Origin of the sequence: Aeromicrobium sp. WCS2018Hpa-31 (assembly GCF_031843905.1) — a bacterium.
GTDB lineage: Bacteria > Actinomycetota > Actinomycetes > Propionibacteriales > Nocardioidaceae > Aeromicrobium.
This window is the reverse complement of sequence record NZ_JAVTJF010000013.1, coordinates 117078-135057: the sequence shown is the minus strand read 5'-3', so window position 1 is coordinate 135057 and position 17980 is coordinate 117078. Positions and strand designations below refer to the sequence as shown.

17 protein-coding genes are annotated in these 17980 nt (G+C 71.0%); all 17 read right to left on the bottom strand.

Translation table 11 applies throughout. From position 1 onward, the window contains the following. Window positions 1–351: 351 nt before the first annotated feature. The 17 genes from RQG84_RS16790 to RQG84_RS16710 all read right to left on the bottom strand — a co-directional run bounded on the left by RQG84_RS16790 (window position 352) and on the right by RQG84_RS16710 (window position 17878). A complete protein-coding gene (locus RQG84_RS16790) occupies window positions 352–888 on the bottom strand; it encodes a hypothetical protein (RefSeq protein WP_311210962.1) in 537 nt (178 codons plus the stop codon). Then, window positions 885–2153 carry an aconitase family protein gene (locus tag RQG84_RS16785; protein WP_311210961.1) on the bottom strand — a complete coding sequence of 423 codons (1269 nt, stop codon included), beginning with the start codon at window positions 2151–2153 and terminating at the stop codon, window positions 885–887. Before RQG84_RS16785 ends, RQG84_RS16790 begins: the two co-directional genes overlap by 4 nt. A 2-nt stretch (window positions 2154–2155) precedes the next feature. Then, window positions 2156–3025 carry an oxaloacetate decarboxylase gene (locus RQG84_RS16780; RefSeq protein ID WP_056552004.1) on the bottom strand — a complete coding sequence of 290 codons (870 nt, stop codon included), beginning with the start codon at window positions 3023–3025 and terminating at the stop codon, window positions 2156–2158. Window positions 3026–3044: 19 nt separating this feature from the next. Further along, complete coding sequence (locus RQG84_RS16775; RefSeq protein ID WP_311210960.1) at window positions 3045–3851, bottom strand: IclR family transcriptional regulator; 807 nt, start codon at window positions 3849–3851, stop codon at window positions 3045–3047. Next, entirely contained in the window at window positions 3848–4540 is a 693-nt protein-coding gene (locus RQG84_RS16770; RefSeq protein ID WP_055961381.1) for an ABC transporter ATP-binding protein, read from the bottom strand. Before RQG84_RS16770 ends, RQG84_RS16775 begins: the two co-directional genes overlap by 4 nt. Continuing rightward, window positions 4485–5303 (bottom strand): ABC transporter ATP-binding protein, encoded by an 819-nt coding sequence (locus RQG84_RS16765; protein ID WP_311210959.1) that lies wholly within the window; start codon window positions 5301–5303, stop codon window positions 4485–4487. Before RQG84_RS16765 ends, RQG84_RS16770 begins: the two co-directional genes overlap by 56 nt. Then, a complete protein-coding gene (locus RQG84_RS16760) occupies window positions 5300–6190 on the bottom strand; it encodes a branched-chain amino acid ABC transporter permease (RefSeq protein ID WP_082481031.1) in 891 nt (296 codons plus the stop codon). Before RQG84_RS16760 ends, RQG84_RS16765 begins: the two co-directional genes overlap by 4 nt. Then, window positions 6187–7083 (bottom strand): branched-chain amino acid ABC transporter permease, encoded by an 897-nt coding sequence (locus RQG84_RS16755; RefSeq protein ID WP_055961390.1) that lies wholly within the window; start codon window positions 7081–7083, stop codon window positions 6187–6189. The genes RQG84_RS16760 and RQG84_RS16755 overlap by 4 nt, the downstream gene beginning before the upstream one ends. A gap of 36 nt (window positions 7084–7119) precedes the next feature. Then, window positions 7120–8256, bottom strand: coding sequence for an ABC transporter substrate-binding protein (locus RQG84_RS16750; RefSeq protein WP_311210958.1), 1137 nt, complete (start codon window positions 8254–8256; stop codon window positions 7120–7122). A 307-nt stretch (window positions 8257–8563) separates the two neighbouring features. Next, the gene (gene tadA, locus RQG84_RS16745) at window positions 8564–9034 is read right to left on the bottom strand and encodes a tRNA adenosine(34) deaminase TadA (protein ID WP_311210957.1); all 471 of its coding nucleotides are present in this window, start codon (window positions 9032–9034) and stop codon (window positions 8564–8566) included. A gap of 197 nt (window positions 9035–9231) precedes the next feature. Then, window positions 9232–10737: an L-arabinose isomerase gene (gene araA, locus RQG84_RS16740; protein WP_311210956.1), complete on the bottom strand. Its 1506-nt coding sequence runs from the start codon at window positions 10735–10737 to the stop codon at window positions 9232–9234. 19 nt (window positions 10738–10756) lie between these two features. Continuing rightward, a complete protein-coding gene (locus tag RQG84_RS16735; RefSeq protein WP_311210955.1) occupies window positions 10757–11431 on the bottom strand; it encodes an L-ribulose-5-phosphate 4-epimerase in 675 nt (224 codons plus the stop codon). Beyond that, window positions 11428–13134 (bottom strand): ribulokinase, encoded by a 1707-nt coding sequence (araB, locus tag RQG84_RS16730; RefSeq protein WP_311210954.1) that lies wholly within the window; start codon window positions 13132–13134, stop codon window positions 11428–11430. Before araB ends, RQG84_RS16735 begins: the two co-directional genes overlap by 4 nt. Next, the gene (locus RQG84_RS16725) at window positions 13131–14174 is read right to left on the bottom strand and encodes a LacI family DNA-binding transcriptional regulator (RefSeq protein ID WP_311210953.1); all 1044 of its coding nucleotides are present in this window, start codon (window positions 14172–14174) and stop codon (window positions 13131–13133) included. Before RQG84_RS16725 ends, araB begins: the two co-directional genes overlap by 4 nt. Beyond that, the gene (gene yjfF / locus RQG84_RS16720) at window positions 14171–15175 is read right to left on the bottom strand and encodes a galactofuranose ABC transporter, permease protein YjfF (protein WP_311210952.1); all 1005 of its coding nucleotides are present in this window, start codon (window positions 15173–15175) and stop codon (window positions 14171–14173) included. Before yjfF ends, RQG84_RS16725 begins: the two co-directional genes overlap by 4 nt. Next, window positions 15172–16203 carry an ABC transporter permease gene (locus RQG84_RS16715; protein ID WP_200914451.1) on the bottom strand — a complete coding sequence of 344 codons (1032 nt, stop codon included), beginning with the start codon at window positions 16201–16203 and terminating at the stop codon, window positions 15172–15174. The genes yjfF and RQG84_RS16715 overlap by 4 nt, the downstream gene beginning before the upstream one ends. Next, window positions 16196–17878, bottom strand: a complete 1683-nt coding sequence (locus RQG84_RS16710) for a sugar ABC transporter ATP-binding protein (RefSeq protein ID WP_311210951.1) — start codon at window positions 17876–17878, stop codon at window positions 16196–16198. Before RQG84_RS16710 ends, RQG84_RS16715 begins: the two co-directional genes overlap by 8 nt. Window positions 17879–17980 lie beyond the last annotated feature (102 nt).

Genomic DNA, 17980 nt, shown 5'->3' with positions numbered 1-17980 from the left:
GTCGGCGCTGGCCGGCGCCGTCGCGCCGGCCACGCCGATGAGCGTGATGACGGCCGCCGCACACGTGCGGCCGATGATGGTGGTGTTCACGGTTCTCCCTCCCGTGGTGGACATGACCACGCCACTGTGACACCGGTCGCGCCCCTTCGGACCGGGAACGACGGAAGTAGGAATCACCTCCGAGGACGGCGCCTCGGCGAGGACCGTCCGACCCGCCCATTCCCATCACCTGATGGGAACCACGAGCTCCCCCTGGTCCTCCCCCACTCACCATGGAGGGTCTTCCATGGTGAGTGGGGGATTCCCATCAGGTGATGGGAATCGAGGGACGGGTGGGGCGCAGGCGGACCGCTACGCGCGGCCGTGCTCGGCGAGGAGCAGCTGGTACCGACCGCCGGCGGCGATCATGTCCTGCGTCCGGTCGTTGAGGACCTCTCCCTGCAGCACGAGGTCCTTCGCCCGGACGGTGACCGTGGCCGCCCGCCAGTCGACCTCCATCTCGTCCCAGCGCTCGACCGACGTCGAGATGCCCGGCACGGTCAGCAGCGGCATGCCGTTGCTGACCTCGCCGCGCCAGAAGCCGGGCGAGAAGGACTCCGCGACCACGCCGACGATGCCCTCGTTGCGCATCGCCGTCATCGCCACGTAGTGCGGGTGCCCGTAGCCGAAGTTCCGTCCGCCCACGAGCCAGTCGCCCTCGCGCACCTTGTCGGTGAAGTCCTCCTCGTACGCCTTCATGCAGACGCTGTGCAGGTGCTCCGGGTCGGTGTACTTGATGTTCTGCACGCCGATCATCAGGTCGATGTCGTGGTCGTCGCCGAAGATCCAGGCCACGCGACCGGTCAGCACGTCGGGCAGCACCTGCGGCGCGGTCGTCGTCGCGGTCACGGGTTCACCACCTCGCGCGGGTCGGTGAGCCGACCGGTGAGCGCGCTCGCCGCGACCGTCGTCGCCGAGCCCATGTAGATGTCGGCGTCGGGGCTGCCCATGCGACCGGAGATGTTCAGCACCCCGGTCGACACGCAGGCCTCGCCGGCCTCGAGCGGCTTCGCGTAGCCGAAGCAGAAGTCGCACGTGGACTCCACGACGTGGGCACCGGCGGAGCGCAGCGTGTCCAGCAGACCCTCGGACTCGGCCTGCTCGTAGATGCGACGCGACGTCGGCACGACGTTGAGCTCCACGCCGTGCGCCACCTTCTCGCCCTTGAGGATCCCGGCCGCGGCCCGGATGTCCTCGATGCGGCCGCTCGCACAGGAGCCGATGAAGGCGCGCTGGATCTTCTGGCCGTGCACCTCCGAGACGTCGCGGGTGTTCGACGCACGCGCCGAGCCCGGCATGACGATCTGCGGGCTCAGGGCGTCGAGGTCGATGTCGTAGCGGGCGGTGTACTCGGCGTCCGGGTCGCTGTAGAGCGGCTCGAAGTCGCGCTGGGCGACCTTGCGGCTGTACTCGAGGCTGAGCTCGTCGGGGTTGAAGATCGCCGACACCCCGCCGGCGAACATCGCCATGCCGCACAGGGCCTGGCGCTGGCCGAGGGCCATCGACTCCGCACCCGGGCCGGTGTACTCCATGACCTGGAAGGCCACGCCGTCCGCGCCGATGTCGGAGATGATCCGGTGGATCAGGTCACGGCTCTCCACACCGGGCGCGAAGGACCCGGTCAGGTGGAAGCGGGTGCTGGCCGGGACGTCCAGGTGGATGCCGCCGGTGACCCAGCCCTCGAGCAGGTCGCGGCGCACCCCCATGCCGAGCGCACCGAACGCGCCGAGGCTGGAGATGTGGCCGTCGAAGTGGATGAGGAACGACCCGGGCATCGCGTAGCCCAGCTCGGCGGCGACCTGGTGGCCGATGCCCTCGCCCTCGTGGAAGTGCACGCCGTTCTCGTGCGCCCAGTCGCGGGTGACCTGGTGGACCTCGGCCTCGCGCTCGTTCTTGTTGGTGAGCATGTGGTCGATGAACAGGACGTACCGGTCTGGCTCGGCGACCTTCGTGACCCCGAAGTCCTCGCGCATCTGCTTGAAGAAGCGGTCGGTGTACCCCGGGAAGTCGTACGCGATCATGTAGTCGGGGCGGACGGGGTAGTTCTCGCCGGGCGTCACCGCGTCGCGGTCGCCGACGCGGGCCAGGATCTTCTGCGTGATGGTCTGTCCCATGGTCACGCCTCCTCGAGGGTCTCGGGCATGTACAGGGACTGCTTGTGCAGGACCTCGTCGAAGCCGATGAGCTTCAGGAAGTCGGCGTGCTCCATGTAGTCGCGGCTGACGTCGGCCGGCGGCTCGCCCGCCGACAGGCGCTCGAGCGACGCGCGGGTGGCGGTCGTGGCCGCGAGCAGGATCTGCGTCGGGAGCAGCGCGAGGCCGACGCCGATCTCGCGCAGCACCTCGCTCGTGAACTGCTCGGCCGTCCACGTCCACGCGGTGAGCGAGCACATGAGCGGCACACCCACCTCGGCGTGCAGACGGGCCCACGACTCGGCGTCGGGGAAGCCCTTGGAGATGGGCATGATCATCTCGGCGCCGGCCTCCACGTAGGCGACGGCGCGACGGATGGCGTCGTCGCCGATGCCGTCGGTGCGTCCGATGAGGACGAGCTCGTCGCCCACCTCGTCGCGCACGGCGCGGACCTTGCCCGCCGCCTCCTTGGCGGGGAGCAGCGTCGGTGCGCCGCTCGTGGCCGCGGGGCAACGCTTGGGCGCCAGCTGGTCCTCCATGAAGACCGCGGACACGCCCGCGTCGGCGAACATGCGTGCGGTGCGGGCGGCGTTGACGGCGTTGCCGTAGCCGGTGTCGATGTCGGCGACGACCGGGAGGCGCGAGGCGCCGCGGATGCGGCGGACGGCGTCGAGGTTCTCCGACATCGAGTACATCTCGGCGTCGGGCAGGCCGAGGGACGCCGAGATGGCGAACCCCGACGCGCAGAGTGCCGTGAACCCGCTCTGCTCGGCGATCCGGGCGGTCAGGCCGTCCCAGACGCCGGGGGCGTAGACCAGTCCGTCGGCGAGCTGGCTCCTGAAGTGGTTCGTCATCGTGCTTCCTTCCTTCGTGTCACCGAGGCGCGGGCGCCCCGAGGCGCTCGGAGAGCGCCGCGCAGGCTTCGCGCACGGCGGTGACGATGTGGTCGAGGCGGTCCGGGCCGAAGCCCTGGGCGGCGCCTCCGAGGCTGAGGGTGCAGCTGAGGGCACCGGTGGGACCGAACACGGGCGCGCTCACGACGGCGACGCCGTTGTTGAGGTCCTCGTCGGCGAAGACGTACCCCTGCTCGCGGATGCGGGCGAACTTCGTCTCGAGGGCCTCGCGCGTGACGTCGGTCTTGTCGGTGTAGCGCTTGCGTGGTGCCGAGAGCACACGTTCGCGGATGGTGTCGTCCCAGGCCGCCATGACGGTCGGCCCGCCGGCCACGTGGTACGGCAGGACGGTGCCGAGTGTGACCGTGTTGACCTTCAGCGGGCTCTCGCCCTCGACCATCTCGACGACCACGGCCCCCTCGTCCGACGGCACCAGCAGGAACGCGGTGTCGCCGAAGTGGCCCGCGAGCGACCGCAGGTGGGGCAGCGCCTCGTTGCGGATGCTGAACTGGCGCTGCGCCGCGTGGGCGAGCTTGAGCATGCGGATGCTGAGCCGGTAGCCGTCGCGAGGCCCGCGCTCGACCCAGCCGGCCATCTGCAGCGACGACAGGAGCCGGTGCACGGTCGTCTTGCCGATGCCGGTCGCCGCGGCGATCTCCCCGAGGCTGTACTCGCTGTCGCCGCCGCCGAGCACCTCGACGACGTTGCACGACTTGATGACCGACGCGACGTAGTTGCGAGGGTCCACCTCGTCGGCGCTGCCCGCCGGTCCCGTGACGTCCTTCATCCGAGGTACGCCTTCTGGATGTCCTCGCTGTGCGCCAGCTTCTCCGGCGTGCCGGACATGTGCACCTCGCCGCGCTGCAGCAGGTACGCGTGGTCGGCCACCTCGAGCGCCCGCGTGGCGTCCTGCTCGATGAGCAGGATGCTCTGGCCCTCGGCGTGCAGGGCCGCGATGGCGCCGTAGATGACGTCGATGACCGACGGGGCCAGACCCATCGACGGCTCGTCGAGCAGGAGCACCTGCGGGTCGGTCATGAGCGCACGCCCCATGGCGAGCATCTGCTGCTCGCCGCCGCTCATGGAGCCGGCCTGCTGCGTCCGGCGCTCGGCCAGCCGCGGGAAGAGCTCGTACACGCGGTCGAGCAGCTCGGGCCGGGACCGTCCGGAGAAGGTGCTGAGCGCGAGGTTCTCGGCCACCGTGAGCGGCGAGACGACGTGCCGACCCTCGGGGACGAGCGCCAGGCCCAGCCGCGTGATGCGGTGCAGCGGCAGCTTCTGGACGGGCTTGCCGTCGAGGACGATGTCGCCGGTCTTCTCGCGGTGCACGCCCGCGATGGATCGGACCAACGTCGACTTGCCGGCGCCGTTGGCGCCGAGGACGGCCACGAGGTTCCCCTCGGGGACCTCCAGGCTGACGTCACGGACGGCGCGGATCGCTCCGTAGCTCGCGCAGAGCCGGGATACCTGAAGCATCGTTCTCCTTTCCGAAGTAGGCCTTCTGGACGGCGGGGTCGTCGACGCACTCCTGCGGGGTGCCGTGCGACAGCACCTCGCCGAAGCTCATGACGTAGGCGGCGTCGCAGTAGTCGAGGATCAGCCGCATGTTGTGCTCGACGACGAGCACCGTGAGGCCCTGGTCGCGGACCGAGCGGATGAGCTCGCCGACCGCCACGGACTCCTCGCGGTTCATGCCCGCCGTCGGCTCGTCGAGGAGCACCAGGCGCGGGTCGGTGGCGAGCGCACGGGCGATCTCCACCCGGCGCTGCGTGCCGTACGGCAGCGTCTCGGCCAGCTCACGCCGCTCCGTCACTCCCACCCGGGCGAGGAGGGCGTCGGCGCGCTCGAGACACTCGCGCCGCTCCCGCCGCTCGCCCGGCCACATCACGAGGCTGGACAGCGACGACGCCTTCCGCGACGCGTACATGCCCGCCACCACCTGCTCCAGGACGCTGAAGCCGCTGAGCAGCCGCACGTTCTGGTAGGTGCGGGTGATGCCGCGTCGGCTGATCTGGTGCGGCGCCAGGCCCGCCATCTCGTCGCCCTCGAAGAGGACCGAGCCCTCGTCGGGCGTGTAGAAGCCGGTCACCAGGTTCACGAGGCTGGTCTTGCCGGCGCCGTTGGGACCCATGAGCCCCATGACGGTGCCCTGCGGCACGACCATGTCGACACCGTTGACGGCGGTCACGCCGCCGAACCGCTTGGTCAGTCCCTCGATGGTCAGCAGTGCGTCGCTCATCGGGCCACCTCCGGCTCGGGTTCGGCCACGGGCGTGTCGTCGGTCCGACGCAGCCGCCGGACCCACTGGCGTCGCGGGTCGATGAGACCGCGCGGCATGAAGACCATGATCAGCACCAGGAGCGCACCGGTCATGAGCTCGTCGACGCCGTCGACGTAGGAGCGCACCACCTCGGGCAGACCGACGAAGACGATCGCGCCGACGATGGGTCCGGCCCAGTGGTAGGTGCCGCCGAGGACCATCGCCGCGACCATGGTGAAGGCGAGCGTGATGAAGAAGGTGTCCGGGCCGATGTACTGGAGCAGGTTGGCCAGCACCACCCCGGCCATGCCCGCCACGAGTCCGCTCGCCGCGAACGCGACCGCACGGACGGTGAACGGGTTGACGCCGAGGGCCGCGGCGACCGCTGCGTCCTCGCGGACCGCGTGGGCGGCCATGCCGTACCGCGAGCGGCGCAGGCGGGCGAGGGCGTAGCAGACGATCGCGACCAGGACGACGACCGTGATGAGGTCGATCTTGCGGGTCACGCCCGTGCCGACGCTGCCGCCGGTGTACTCCTCGGCCGAGAGGACCACGACGCGGGTGATGAGCACCAGCGCCACCGTGGCCATCGCCATCCAGTGGCTCTCCAGCTTGAGCAGGAGCACCGACAGGATCGCAGCGACGGCCAGGCCGAGGCCGGCGCCGACGAGGAGCTGGACGACGATGCCCGCGCCCATGTGCAGGTCGAGGTACGCGGCGCTGAAGCCGCCGACCGCGCCGAACGAGGCGCCGGCGAGGCTGAACACGCCCGCCCACATCGCGATCCAGCTGCCGAGCGCGAACAGCGCGTTGGCCATCGCGAACTCGACGACGGTCCGGTACTGGTCCCAGAGGCCGCCCATCATGCCCTCACGGTCTGCATCGCGGTGGCGGAGCCGAACAGGCCCCGCGGCCGGAACACCAGGAAGGCGAGCAGCAGACCGAAGGTCACCGCGTCGCGCAGGCTGCCCGAGACGTACTGAGCGGTCAGCACCTCGGCGACGCCGATCAGCAGCCCGCCGAGCACCGTGCCGCGCACGTCGCCGAAGCCACCGATGATGACCGCCGCGAAGCCCTTGAGGAGCAGCGCCTCGCCCAGCATGAAGTTCACGGTGCTCGTGTTGAGACCCATCGTGATGCCGGCCAGGCCGGCCACCGCTCCGGAGAGGAAGGCGGTCGTGGCCACGATGAGCACGGGGTTGACCCCACCCAGCGAGGCCGCCATGGGCGAGTGGCCCACGGCCCGCATCGCGGCGCCGACCTTCGTGCGGTGCAGCAGGGCGTAGAGGCCGATGCCGACGACCGCGACGGCCACCAGGCTCACCAGCTGGGTGCGTCCCAGGGTGAGGCCGAGGAAGCTGATCGAGCCGCTCGGGGCGGCGTCGGGCGAGAAGCGCGACGTCGTGGCGCCCGTGACCATCCGGGCGAGCGCGAGGAGGAAGATCCACACGCCGATGCTCGTGATGAGCGCCGGCAGCAGGTCCCCTCCTCGCCGTCGGATGGGCTGGAAGGCGACGAAGTCGACCACCACGGCCAGGAGGCCCGAGACGAGCACCCCGGCGATGAGCGCCGGCCAGAAGCCGATGCCCGCGTCGTTGACGAGGAAGAGCACCGTGAGGGCTCCCCAGGTCGCGAAGGTCCCGTGGGCGGCGTTGAGCACGCCGAGGGTGGCGAGCATGAGGCCGAAGCCGACGCCGAAGACGGCGTACACGGAGCCGAGCGCCAGCCCGTTCAGGATCTGTTGTGCCAGGACGTCCATGTCATCGCCTCCTCTCCTGGTCGTGGTGGTCGTGGGTCACGCGCCCGCGCCCTTCCAGAGCTGCGGGACGCCGGCGTCGTCGATCTGCACGATCTGGAAGTCCTCGCTCGTGCCCTGGCCGTTCTCGAAGGTCAGCGGGCCCCAGGGGGACTCCAGCTCGGAGATGGCGGCCAGCGACTCGGCGACGGCGGCGGCGTCGGCGCCGTCACCGGCGTCGGCCGCGCCCTTGGCGGCGTACTTGACCGCGACGTAGCCCTGCGAGGCGAACAGGTCCGGCGTCTCGTCGTACTTCTCCTCGTAGGCCTTCGTGAACTCCTGCGCAGCGGCGTTCTCGCTCGCCGGCGTGTACTCCACGGAGTAGTAGGTGTCGGCCAGGGTCTCGCCGAAGGACTTGAGCAGCGGGCCCGTCGCCACGGCGTTGTTGGCGAGGATGACGCCCTCGTAGCCCTTCTCGCGAAGGGCCTTGGTGATCGTGGCCGCGGCCTCGCCGAGCGTGTAGACGGTCACCATGTCGGCGTCCTTGGACAGGATCTCGGTCACGGCACCGCTGAAGTCGGTGTCGGCGACGAGCGTCTTGACCGTGCCGAGGTCCTCGGCGCCGGCCTCCTCCGTCGAGCTGCGGGCGGCCTCGCTCTGCGCGACCAGGCCGTCGTTGTCGCTGGCGGTCACGTGCACGGCGCTCTCGATGCCGAGCTCCTCGACGAGCTGGGCCGCGACCGGCGCGATGCCCTGCTGAGGCAGCAGCGCGGGACGGAGCACGTAGGGCGGGTCCTCCAGGTCGGGGGTGGTGGCGCCGTAGACGACCAGCGGCACCTTCTTCTGCGTGGCGAGCGGCTTCATCGCGCCGGCCACGGCGCTGGAGATGCAGCAGACGACCTCGCTGACACCCTCCTGGCCGGTGAGCTTGTTGAACGCGGTGATGCTCTTGGCCGGGTCCTCCGAGCCCTCCTCGACGACGAGCTCGACCCCCTCCAGCTCGGCGGCGAGCTCGGCACCCTTGAGGTAGGACGAGCCGGCGAAGGCGAACGGGCCCTGCTCGGCGGCGATGAGTCCGATCTTCACGTCGGAGTCGGAGCCGGCGCCGTCGGAGGAGCCGCAGGCGGTGAGGGCTGTCGCTGTGACCAGCGTCAGGGACAGTGCCGCCAGTCGGCGAGCGAGGGGGGTGATCGTCATGGCCATCCTTCTGTAGGTTCCGTATTGCGGAACGCGTACCGCTATCCGGATGACGTTATGGATGTGACCTGGCTCATGTCAAGGCCTTCCTCGACATTGGTCGGACGTCCTTGCATCGCCGGCTGCCACTCCACCCGGCTTCGCGATTCCCATCACCTGATGGGACTCGCGGACTCACCTGGGTTCTCCCCCACTCCCCATGGAGGGCCCTCCATGGGGAGTGGGAGGTTCCCATCACCTGATGGGAATCGAGGGACGGGTGGGGCGCGGCCGGGCGCGCAGATGCCCCGGTCGACCCGAGGATCCGTCAGCGGCGGGCGGCGAAGAAGTCGCGCAGGAGGGCGGAGGACTCGTCGGCCAGCAGCCCCGACGCGACCTCGGGGCGGTGGTTGAGCCGACGGTCGCGCACGACGTCCCACAGGGAGCCGACGGCTCCCGCCTTGTCGTCCCACGCGCCGAGGACGAGGCGGGCGACACGGGAGGAGACGACCGCGCCCGCGCACATGGTGCACGGCTCGAGCGTGACGACGAGCGTGCAGCCGTCGAGGCGCCAGGTGCCCAGCGTGGCGGCGGCCGCGCGCAGGGCCACGAGCTCCGCGTGGCCGAGCGGGTCCTCGTCGCGCTCGCGCGTGTTGAGGCCCTCCCCCACCACACGACCGTCCGGGTCGAGCACCACGGCCCCCACCGGGACGTCACCCGACACGAGTGCATCCCGCGCGAGCTCGAGGGCGCGACGCATCGCGGTCTCGTCGTCCCACGACGCGGCTGGCTCGGTCACCCCCTGATCGTCCCAGACTGCCGGCCGCACCGGCACGCACGATTCTGCCTTCGCGTGCTGGACGCCGAAGGATGCTGCGTCGACGACGGGATCCCGCCACGAACGCAGCATCCTTCGAGCCCGGGTGCTCGGACGCAGAACCTTGCGTCGTCCGCGCAGCAACGCAGAATCTTGCGTCGCCCCGGCGCTCGCCGGCGTCAGATCCCGTCGGCCAGGCGGTAGTACGCCGCGTTCCAGCGCAGCTCCTGCAGGAACCGGTGCGGTGTCGTGTGGGCGTCGATGTGCACGAGCTCGGTGCGCAGGATCTCCGCGAGGTCCTGGAACGCCTCGATGCCGACGGCCGTGGTGAGCACCGTGTGGTGCGGACCGCCCGACATGAGCCACGCCTCCGCCGCGGTGGGCAGGTTCGGGTGCGCCTGCCACACGGCGCACGCCACCGGCAGATTCGGCAGCGGCTCGTCCGGAGCCACGAGAGTGACGTCGTTGGCGGTCAGGCGGAACCGGTCGCCCAGGTCCGCCAGGCCGACGACCACGGCCTCGCCCGGGTCGGCGACGAAGCGCAGCCGCACCGGGTCCTCGCGGTTGCCCATGCTCAGCGGGTGCGCCTCGGCCGACGGCCGCTGCGAGCTGATGGTCGGGCAGACCTCGAGCATGTGCGCGCCCAGGGACTTCTGGTTCCCCGGCTCGAGGTGGTACGTGTAGTCCTCCATGAACGACGTGCCGCCGGGCAGCCCGGCCGTCATCGTCTTGGTGGTACGCACCAGCACCGACGTCTTCCAGTCGCCCTCGCCACCGAAGCCGTAGCCGTCGGCCATGAGCCGCTGCACCGCGATGCCCGGCAGCTGACGCAGGCCGCCGAGGTCCTCGAAGTTCGTGGTGAACGCGCCGTATCCGCCGTCCTCGAGAAACCGGCGCAGGCCGACCTCGATCTGGGCGGCGTCGCTCAAGAGGTGGTGCCGCTCGCCACCGGCGCGCAGGTCGGAGGCGACGTCGTAGAGGTCCTCGTACTCGGCGACCACCTTGTCGACGGCACCCGGCTCCACGGCGTCGACCACGTCGACGAGGTCGTTGACGCCGAACGTGTTGACCGAGACGCCGAAGCGGCGCTGCGCCTCGACCTTGTCACCCTCGGTGACCGCGACGTCGCGCATGTTGTCGCCGAAGCGCGCGAGCCGCAGGCTGCGCAGGTCGCGCGCCGCCGTGGCCGCACGCGCCCAGGTGGCGATCCGCTCGCCCACCGCCGGGTCGCTCACGTGACCGGCGATGGTCTTGCGCGCGACACCGAGCCGGGTCTGGACGAAGCCGAACTCCCGGTCGCCGTGGGCGGCCTGGTTGAGGTTCATGAAGTCCATGTCGATCGTGGACCACGGGATGTCGCGGTGCCACTGCGTGTGCAGGTGCAGGAACGGCTTCTGCAGCGCGTCGAGGCCCTGGATCCACATCTTGGCCGGGGAGAACGTGTGCATCCAGCCGATGAGACCCACGCACGCGTCGTCGGCGTTGGCATCCAGCACCACGCGCCGGATGGCGTCGGCGGTGGTGAGCACGGGCTTCCAGACCACCGGGACGGGGATCCGGTCGTCACCGTCGACCATGGCCGCGACCTCGCGCGACTGCTCGGCCACCTGCGCCAGCGTCTCGTCGCCGTAGAGGGACTGGCTCCCGGTGAGGAACCAGACCTCACGGGCCTCCTGCTTGCTCATGCGTGATCTCCCTCGAGGGCTATTGCCCGTAGACGTTCTGGTAGCGGTCGAACAGGCTCGTGACCTGCTGCTCGGCGATGGGGACGGGCTCGCCCAGCTGGCGGGCCACGTGCACCGTGCGGGCCACGTCCTCGCACATGACGGCGGCCTTGACGGCCGAGCGGGCGTCCGTGCCGATGCTGAACACGCCGTGGTTCTGCATGAGCACGGCCGGGGACCGGCTGCCCTCGAGCGTCTCGACGATGCCGCGCCCGATGGAGTCGTCACCGATGAGCGCGAACGGTCCGACGGGGATCGGGCCGCCGAACTCGTCGGCCATCATCGTGAGCACGCACGGGATCGGCTCGGCCCGCGACGCCCACGCAGTGGCGTAGGTGGAGTGCGTGTGCACCACGCCCCCGACGTGCGGCATGTGCCGGTAGACGTAGGCCTGGGCGGCGGTGTCCGAGCTGGGCGCGAGGTCGCCCTCGAGCACCTCGCCGTCGAGGTCGCACAGCACCATGTTCTGGGGCGTCAGGTCGTCGTAGGAGACGCCGCTGGGCTTGATGAGCATGAGGTCGTGACCGGGCACGCGCGCCGAGACGTTGCCGGCGGTCCAGACCACCAGCGCGTAGCGGGTCAGCTCGGCGTGCAGTGCGCACACCTGCTCGCGGAGCGTCGTGATCGCTGCCGACACGTCGGCGGTGACGGTCACGACGGATCCTTCCGGGCGTGGCGACGACGGACGGCGTCGCGACGGACCGCGCGCAGACGGTGCATGACATCGTTCCCGCCGCGGCCGAAGTGATCGTGCAGCGCGGTGTACTCGCCGAACAGGACGTCGTACCGCAGTGCGGCGTCCTCGTCCGGGGTGAACACACCGCGCTGCACCGACCCCATCACCTTCGCGGCGGCGCGTATGTCCGCGTACGCGCCGGCCGCGACGGCGGCATGGAGGGCAGAGCCCAGTGCTGGGCCCTGCTCGGACCCGACGACGGACAGCGGCAGGCGCGTCACGTCGGCGTAGATCTGCATGAGCAGGCGGTTCTTCGACAGCCCGCCGGCCACCACGAGCTCCTCGACGGGGACGCCGGAGGAGGTGAAGGCCTCGATGATGGTGCGGGTGCCGAAGGCGGTGGCCTCGATGAGGGCGCGGTACACGTCCTCCGGGCGGGTGGCCAGTGTCTGGCCGACGACGAGCCCCGAGAGCTCGTGGTCGACCAGCACCGAGCGGTTGCCGCTGTGCCAGTCGAGGGCGACGAGACCGTGCTCGCCCACCTCCTGCTCCGCCGCGATGGCGGTGAGGTGCTCGTGCACGGAGCGACCGTGCGCGGCCGCCTCCTCGTGCACGGACGGTGGCACGCCGTGCTCGACGAACCAGCCGAAGATGTCACCGACGCCGCTCTGTCCGGCCTCGTAGCCCCAGCTGCCGGCGACGATGCCGCCGTCGACGACACCGCACATGCCGGGCACGTCGCGCAGCACGCCGGCGCTCACCACGTGGCACGTGGAGGTGCCCATGATGGCGACCATCTGGCCGTGGTCGACGGCCTGCGCCGCGGGGGCGCTCACGTGGGCGTCGACGTTGCCCACGGCCACGGCGATGCCCTCGGACAGTCCGGTCCAGGCGGCGGCGCGGGCGGTCAGCGTGCCGGCGCGGTCGCCGAGCTGGCCGATGGGCTGCTCGACCTTGTCGGTCACGTAGTCCGCGAAGCGGGGGTCGAGCGCGGCCAGGAAGTCGCTCGACGGGTACGCGCCGTCCTGCAGCACGCCCTTGTACCCAGCGGAGCAGGCGTTGCGCACGTACGTGCCGCACAGCTCCCACACGATCCAGTCGGCCGCCTCGACCCAGCGCTCGGTCCGTGCGTACAGCTCGGGGTCCTCCTCGAGCAGCTGCAGGCCCTTGGCGAGCTCCCACTCCGAGGACAGGAGTCCGCCGTAGCGCGCCAGCCAGGGCTCGGCGCGCTCGGCGGCCAGGGCGTTGATCCGGTCGGCCTGCCCCTGCGCGGCGTGGTGCTTCCACAGCTTGACGTAGGCGTGCGGCCTGTCGGCGAGCCCGTCGACCTCGTTCAGCGGGGTGCCGTCGACCAGCGTCGGCACCATGGTGCAGGCGGTGAAGTCGGTGGCGATGCCGACGACGTCGGCCGGGTCGATGCCCGCCTCGCGCACGGCCGCGGGCACGGCGACCTGCAGCACCTCGCGGTAGTCCTGCGGCACCTGCAGCGCCCAGTCGGGCTCGAGGTCGACGTCGGGGCCGCCGGTCAGGCTCGCCGGCAGCGTGCGCTCGAGCACCGCGTGCGGGTACGCGTGCACGGCCGACGCGAGCTCGGCGCCGTCGCTGACCCGGACGACGAGCGCACGGCCCGAGAGGGTCCCGTAGTCGACGCCCACCACGTAGGTCTCGCGCGCGGCGCTCATCCCTGTCCTCCTGCGGTGGGCCCGGTGGGACGGGGTGCGGTGCTGGAGCGCACGACGAGGCGTGGCGCGACCAGACGATCGAGGTCCTCGTCCTCGCCGACGATCGCGGCGTGCAGCACGGCGATCGCTCGACGACCGACGGCGGGGAAGTCCTGCCGGACCGTCGTGAGCGGCGGGATCAGGTAGCCCGCCTCCGGCGAGTCGTCGAAGCCGACGACGCTCACGTCGGTCGGCACGGAGCGTCCGGACTCGTGCAGGGCACGCAGGACGCCGATGGCCATCTGGTCGTTGGCCACGAAGACCGCGTCGAGGTCGTGCTGGGTGGCGAGCTCCAGCCCGAGCGCGTAGCCGCACTCGGCCGTCCAGTCGCCCTCGAGGCACGGCCCGGGCTCGAGACCGGCCGCGACGAGCGCGTCGCGCCACCCCTGTGCGCGCGCCTCGGCCTCGGTCCAGCCGCGCGGACCGCTCACGTGCGCGATCCGCGTGTGGCCGAGCTCGAGGAGGTGCCGGGTGGCCTCGCTCGCGCCGAGGTGCTGGTCGACGCCGACCGCGAACTTGGCCCTCGTCAGGTCGCCCTCGACCACCACGAGCGGGACCCCCGGGTCCTGGCGGCGGATGAGGTCGAGCGCCTCGTGCTGGGCGGCGATCATGACGATGCCCTCCACGGACTGGCGTCGCAGGTGCTCGATCGCGTCCTGCAGGCCGTCGGCGGTGATGGTCTTCAGCCCGACCGAACCGGCGAAGTAGCCGGCCTCGCGCGCGGCCTCCTCGACCGTGCGGTGGATGCTGTTCGGTCCGTACAGCCCGGTCTCGGTGCTGATGATGCCGATGATCGACGAACGCCGTGTCACGAGCGTGCGCGCCGCGGTGTTGGGCCGGTAGTCGAGCTCCTTGATGGCCGCGAGGACGCGGTCGCGGGTGGCCTCGCCGACGTGCGGCAGACCGTTCACCACGCGCGAGACCGTCTGGTGGGACACCCCGGCGAGCGCTGCCACGTCGGCCATCACCGGGGTGCGGGGCCCCTCGTGCTTGAGCGTCATGCCTGCCTCCTCGTGAAGAACCGCTGCATGACGACGAACACCAGGAGGAGCACGCCGATCGAGATCTTCGTCCACCACGAGCTGAGGGTCCCGTCGAAGGAGATGAAGGTCTGGATGGTGCCCAGGACGAGCACGCCGAGCAACGACCCCAGCACCATGCCACGGCCGCCGACGAGCAGGGTCCCGCCGATCACGACGGCGGCGATCGCGTCCAGCTCCATGCCCACGGCGTGCAGGCTGTAGCCCGACAGCATGTAGAGCGAGAACAGCAGCCCGGCGAGGGCGGAGCAGAAGCCGCTCACCACGTACACGCCGACCTTCACGCGGGCCACGCGCAGGCCCATGAGGACGGCCGACGGCTCGCTGCCGCCGACGGCGTACACCGTGCGTCCGAAGCGGGTCAGGTGCAGCACCCAGGCGGCGATCCCGACGACGGCCAGCGCCAGCAGCGCGGTCCAGGTGACGTAGACGTCGCCGGGCAGCGTCACCGTGCCGGAGGCCAGGGTGGAGAAGAACGGGTCGCGGATCGGGATCGACTCCACGCTGATCAGGTAGCACAGGCCCCGCGCGAGGAACATGCCCGCGAGCGTGGCGATGAACGGCTGGATGCCGAGGTAGTGGATCACCAGGCCGTGGCCGAGCCCGATCACCGTGCCGGTGAGCAGCACCGCCGCGATGGCGAGCGCCGGGTTCCAGCCCGCTTGCAGCGTGGAGGCGGCCACCATGGTCGAGAGGGCCACCACCGAGCCGACGCTGAGGTCGATGCCGCCCGTGAGGATCACGAACGTCATGCCGACGGCCAGGACGATGAGGAAGGCGTTGTCGACGAAGAGGTTCGCGACGACCTGCGGCGAGGAGAAGCCCTCGTAGCGCGACGACCCGAGGCCGAACATGCCGACGAACACGGCGAAGGTGGCGATCACCGGCAGGTAGCGGTCCGGCGGGCGGTATCCCTTCAGCCGGTCCAGCGCCGAGCCGGTGGGGACGGTCGCGGTGGTCATGCCACACCTGCCTTCGCGCGGGTCGAGGATCGTCGGGCCGCGAGGGCGCCGCGCGCCTGGGGCGACTGCAGCAGGCACACCGCGATGACGGCCACGGCCTTGAACAGGTAGTTCGTCTCGGCCGGGATGCCGATCGTCGGGATCGTGGTGGCGAGCGTCTGGATGAACAGCGCGCCGACGAACGTGCCGGTGAGGGAGAACCGACCACCGGCCAGGGACGTGCCGCCGATGACGACGGCGAGGATCGCGTCGAGCTCGATCCAGAGCCCGGCGTTGTTGGCGTCGGCCGCACTGGTGTTCGCGGCGATCATGAGGCCCGCGATGCCGGCGCAGAACGCGGCGAACACGTAGACCGTCCAGATGATGGTGCGGCTGCGGACACCGGCGAGACGGCTCGCCTCGGGGTTGATGCCCACCGACTCGATGAGCATGCCGAGCGCGGTGCGCCGGGTCAGGATCGCGGTGGCGGCGAACACGACGAGCGCCACCAGCACCGCGACGGGCACGGCCAGGAAGAAGCCGGCACCGATGAGTCGGAACGTCGGGTTGTTGACCGTGGTGATCTGGCCGTCGGTCACGAGCATGGCCAGACCACGTCCGGCGGTCATGAGCACGAGCGTCGCGATGATCGGCTGGATGCCCAGCACCGAGACGAGGAAGCCGTTCCACAGGCCCAGCAGCACGGCGACGGCGAGCGCCATCGACATCGCGACGATGGCGGTGGCCGCGGCCGACTCCTGCGAGGATCCCGCGATCTGCACGCAGGCCACGGCTCCGGAGATCGCCGCGATCGCGCCGACCGACAGGTCGATGCCGCGGGTGGCGATGACCAGCGTCATCCCCAGTGCCACCAGGAGCACCGGGGCACCGTTGCGCAGGATGTCGATCACGCTGCCGTAGAGGCGCCCGTCCTGCAGACGGATCGAGAGGAAGCCGGGGTTCACCACGACGTTGAGCACGACGAGGGCGAGCAGGGCCAGGACCGGCCACACGAGAGAGCTGCGGAGCAGCGTGCGCACATCAGGCACGGGTCGCTCCCTTCGGGTCGGCGGGGCCGGGTGCGGGCTGGTCGGACACGTGCTTGCCCTCCTGCACCGCGGTGTCGGAACCGCGGTCGGTGACCACCTCGAGCGAGACCGCCGACTCACCGCCTCCGGCGATCGTGTGCAGCACGTCGGACACCTCGAGGTCGATGTTGACCTGCTCGTCGATCTTGCGGCGGTCGCGCATGACGACCACCCGGTCGGAGAGGCGCAGCACCTCCTCCAGCTCGGCGGAGATGAAGACGACGGCCATGCCCTCACGCGCCAGCTCGGCGACGAGCTGCTGGATCTGCGCCTTGGCGCCCACGTCGATGCCGCGGGTGGGCTCGTCGAGCACCAGCAGCCGTGGCTCGGTGATGAGCCAGCGGGCCAGCAGCACCTTCTGCTGGTTGCCACCGCTGAGGTTGCGCATGAGGGCGTTCGGGTCGGCCGGGCGGATGTCGAGCGTCTCGATGTAGCGCTGGACCAGCTCGTCCTTCGTCCGCTGGGGCACCCGGCGCAGCCAGCCTCGTGAGGCCTGCAGGGCGAGGATCATGTTGTCGGCCACGGTGAGGTCGCCCACGACGCCCTCGGCGCGACGGTCCTCGCTGGAGAAGGCGACGCCCGCCCCGATCGCGTGCCGGGGGGTGCGCCACGAGCGGGTGCGCCCTCCCACCTGCACCTCGCCCTCGTCGGCGACGTCGGCACCGAACAGCAGCCGCGCCAGCTCGGTACGTCCCGACCCGAGCAGACCGGCCACGCCGACGACCTCGCCGGCGTGCAGCTCGAGGTCGGTGGACTGCAGCTCGCCCTTGCGCCCGAGCCCCAGCACCTTCAGCACGGGCTCGGCGGCAGGCGCAGCGGGGTCGGCCGGCTCGCGGTCGAGGCGCTCGAGCACCTCGAGCTCACGGCCGATCATCTCCTGCACGAGCTCGAGCTGGGTGAGCGCGGCGGTGCGGTGCTCGGCGATGAACCGTCCGTTGCGCAGCACCGTCATGCGGTCGGACAGCTCGAAGACCTGGTCGAGGAAGTGCGAGACGAACAGGATGGCGACGCCCTGGTCACGCAGCGTGCGCACGACGTCGAAGAGCACCCGGACCTCGTCGGCGTCGAGGCTCGAGGTGGGCTCGTCGAGCACGAGCACCTTCGCCTCGACGTCGACCGCGCGCGCGATGGCCACCAGCTGCTGCACGGCGATGGGATGGCGACCGAGGGTCGATGCGGGGTCGACGTCGAGACCGAGCCGACGCAGCACCTCGCCGGCGTGCCGGTTCATGGCGCGGGTGTCGATGCGGCCCAGCCGACGCGGCTCGCGGCCGAGGAGCATGTTCTCGGCGACCGTCAGGTTCGTGCAGAGGTTGACCTCCTGGTACACCGTGCTGATGCCCGCGGCCTGGCTCTCGGTCGGTCCCGAGAAGCGGTGCTCGGTGCCCCCGACGCGGATCGAGCCGGCATCGATGGAGTACACGCCCGTGAGCGCCTTGATCAGCGTGGACTTGCCGGCGCCGTTCTCGCCCATGAGGGCGTGCACCTCACCGGGATACAGACGCAGGCCCACGCCGTCGAGGGCCTTGACCCCCGGGAAGCCGATCTCGATGCCGGTCATCACGACCACGGGGTCGACGTCGGGCGTGGCGCCGGGGGCGGGGGCGGCCGCTCTTGCGGCGGTGCCTGCACTCATGTCACTCCTCGGGACAAGGGGGATCGGCCGGGCGAGGTCGATCGGATGGCGGGTCGACCGGTCGGCCGGGTGGGGCGACTCGGGGCGGGGGTCGTGGCAGCG

Excerpts from the sequence above, each read along its gene's own strand:
- yjfF (WP_311210952.1), bottom strand. The coding sequence starts at position 15,175 with ATGACCACCGCGACCGTCCCCACCGGCTCGGCGCTGGACCGGCTGAAG.
- RQG84_RS16775 (WP_311210960.1), bottom strand. The coding sequence starts at position 3,851 with ATGAAGGACGTCACGGGACCGGCGGGCAGCGCCGACGAGGTGGACCCT.
- RQG84_RS16765 (WP_311210959.1), bottom strand. The coding sequence starts at position 5,303 with ATGAGCGACGCACTGCTGACCATCGAGGGACTGACCAAGCGGTTCGGC.
- RQG84_RS16725 (WP_311210953.1), bottom strand. The coding sequence starts at position 14,174 with ATGACGCTCAAGCACGAGGGGCCCCGCACCCCGGTGATGGCCGACGTG.
- RQG84_RS16785 (WP_311210961.1), bottom strand. The coding sequence starts at position 2,153 with ATGGGACAGACCATCACGCAGAAGATCCTGGCCCGCGTCGGCGACCGC.
- RQG84_RS16755 (WP_055961390.1), bottom strand. The coding sequence starts at position 7,083 with ATGGACGTCCTGGCACAACAGATCCTGAACGGGCTGGCGCTCGGCTCC.
- RQG84_RS16760 (WP_082481031.1), bottom strand. The coding sequence starts at position 6,190 with ATGATGGGCGGCCTCTGGGACCAGTACCGGACCGTCGTCGAGTTCGCG.
- RQG84_RS16710 (WP_311210951.1), bottom strand. The coding sequence starts at position 17,878 with ATGAGTGCAGGCACCGCCGCAAGAGCGGCCGCCCCCGCCCCCGGCGCC.
- RQG84_RS16770 (WP_055961381.1), bottom strand. The coding sequence starts at position 4,540 with ATGCTTCAGGTATCCCGGCTCTGCGCGAGCTACGGAGCGATCCGCGCC.
- RQG84_RS16780 (WP_056552004.1), bottom strand. The coding sequence starts at position 3,025 with ATGACGAACCACTTCAGGAGCCAGCTCGCCGACGGACTGGTCTACGCC.
- araA (WP_311210956.1), bottom strand. The coding sequence starts at position 10,737 with ATGAGCAAGCAGGAGGCCCGTGAGGTCTGGTTCCTCACCGGGAGCCAG.
- RQG84_RS16750 (WP_311210958.1), bottom strand. The coding sequence starts at position 8,256 with ATGACGATCACCCCCCTCGCTCGCCGACTGGCGGCACTGTCCCTGACG.
- araB (WP_311210954.1), bottom strand. The coding sequence starts at position 13,134 with ATGAGCGCCGCGCGCGAGACCTACGTGGTGGGCGTCGACTACGGGACC.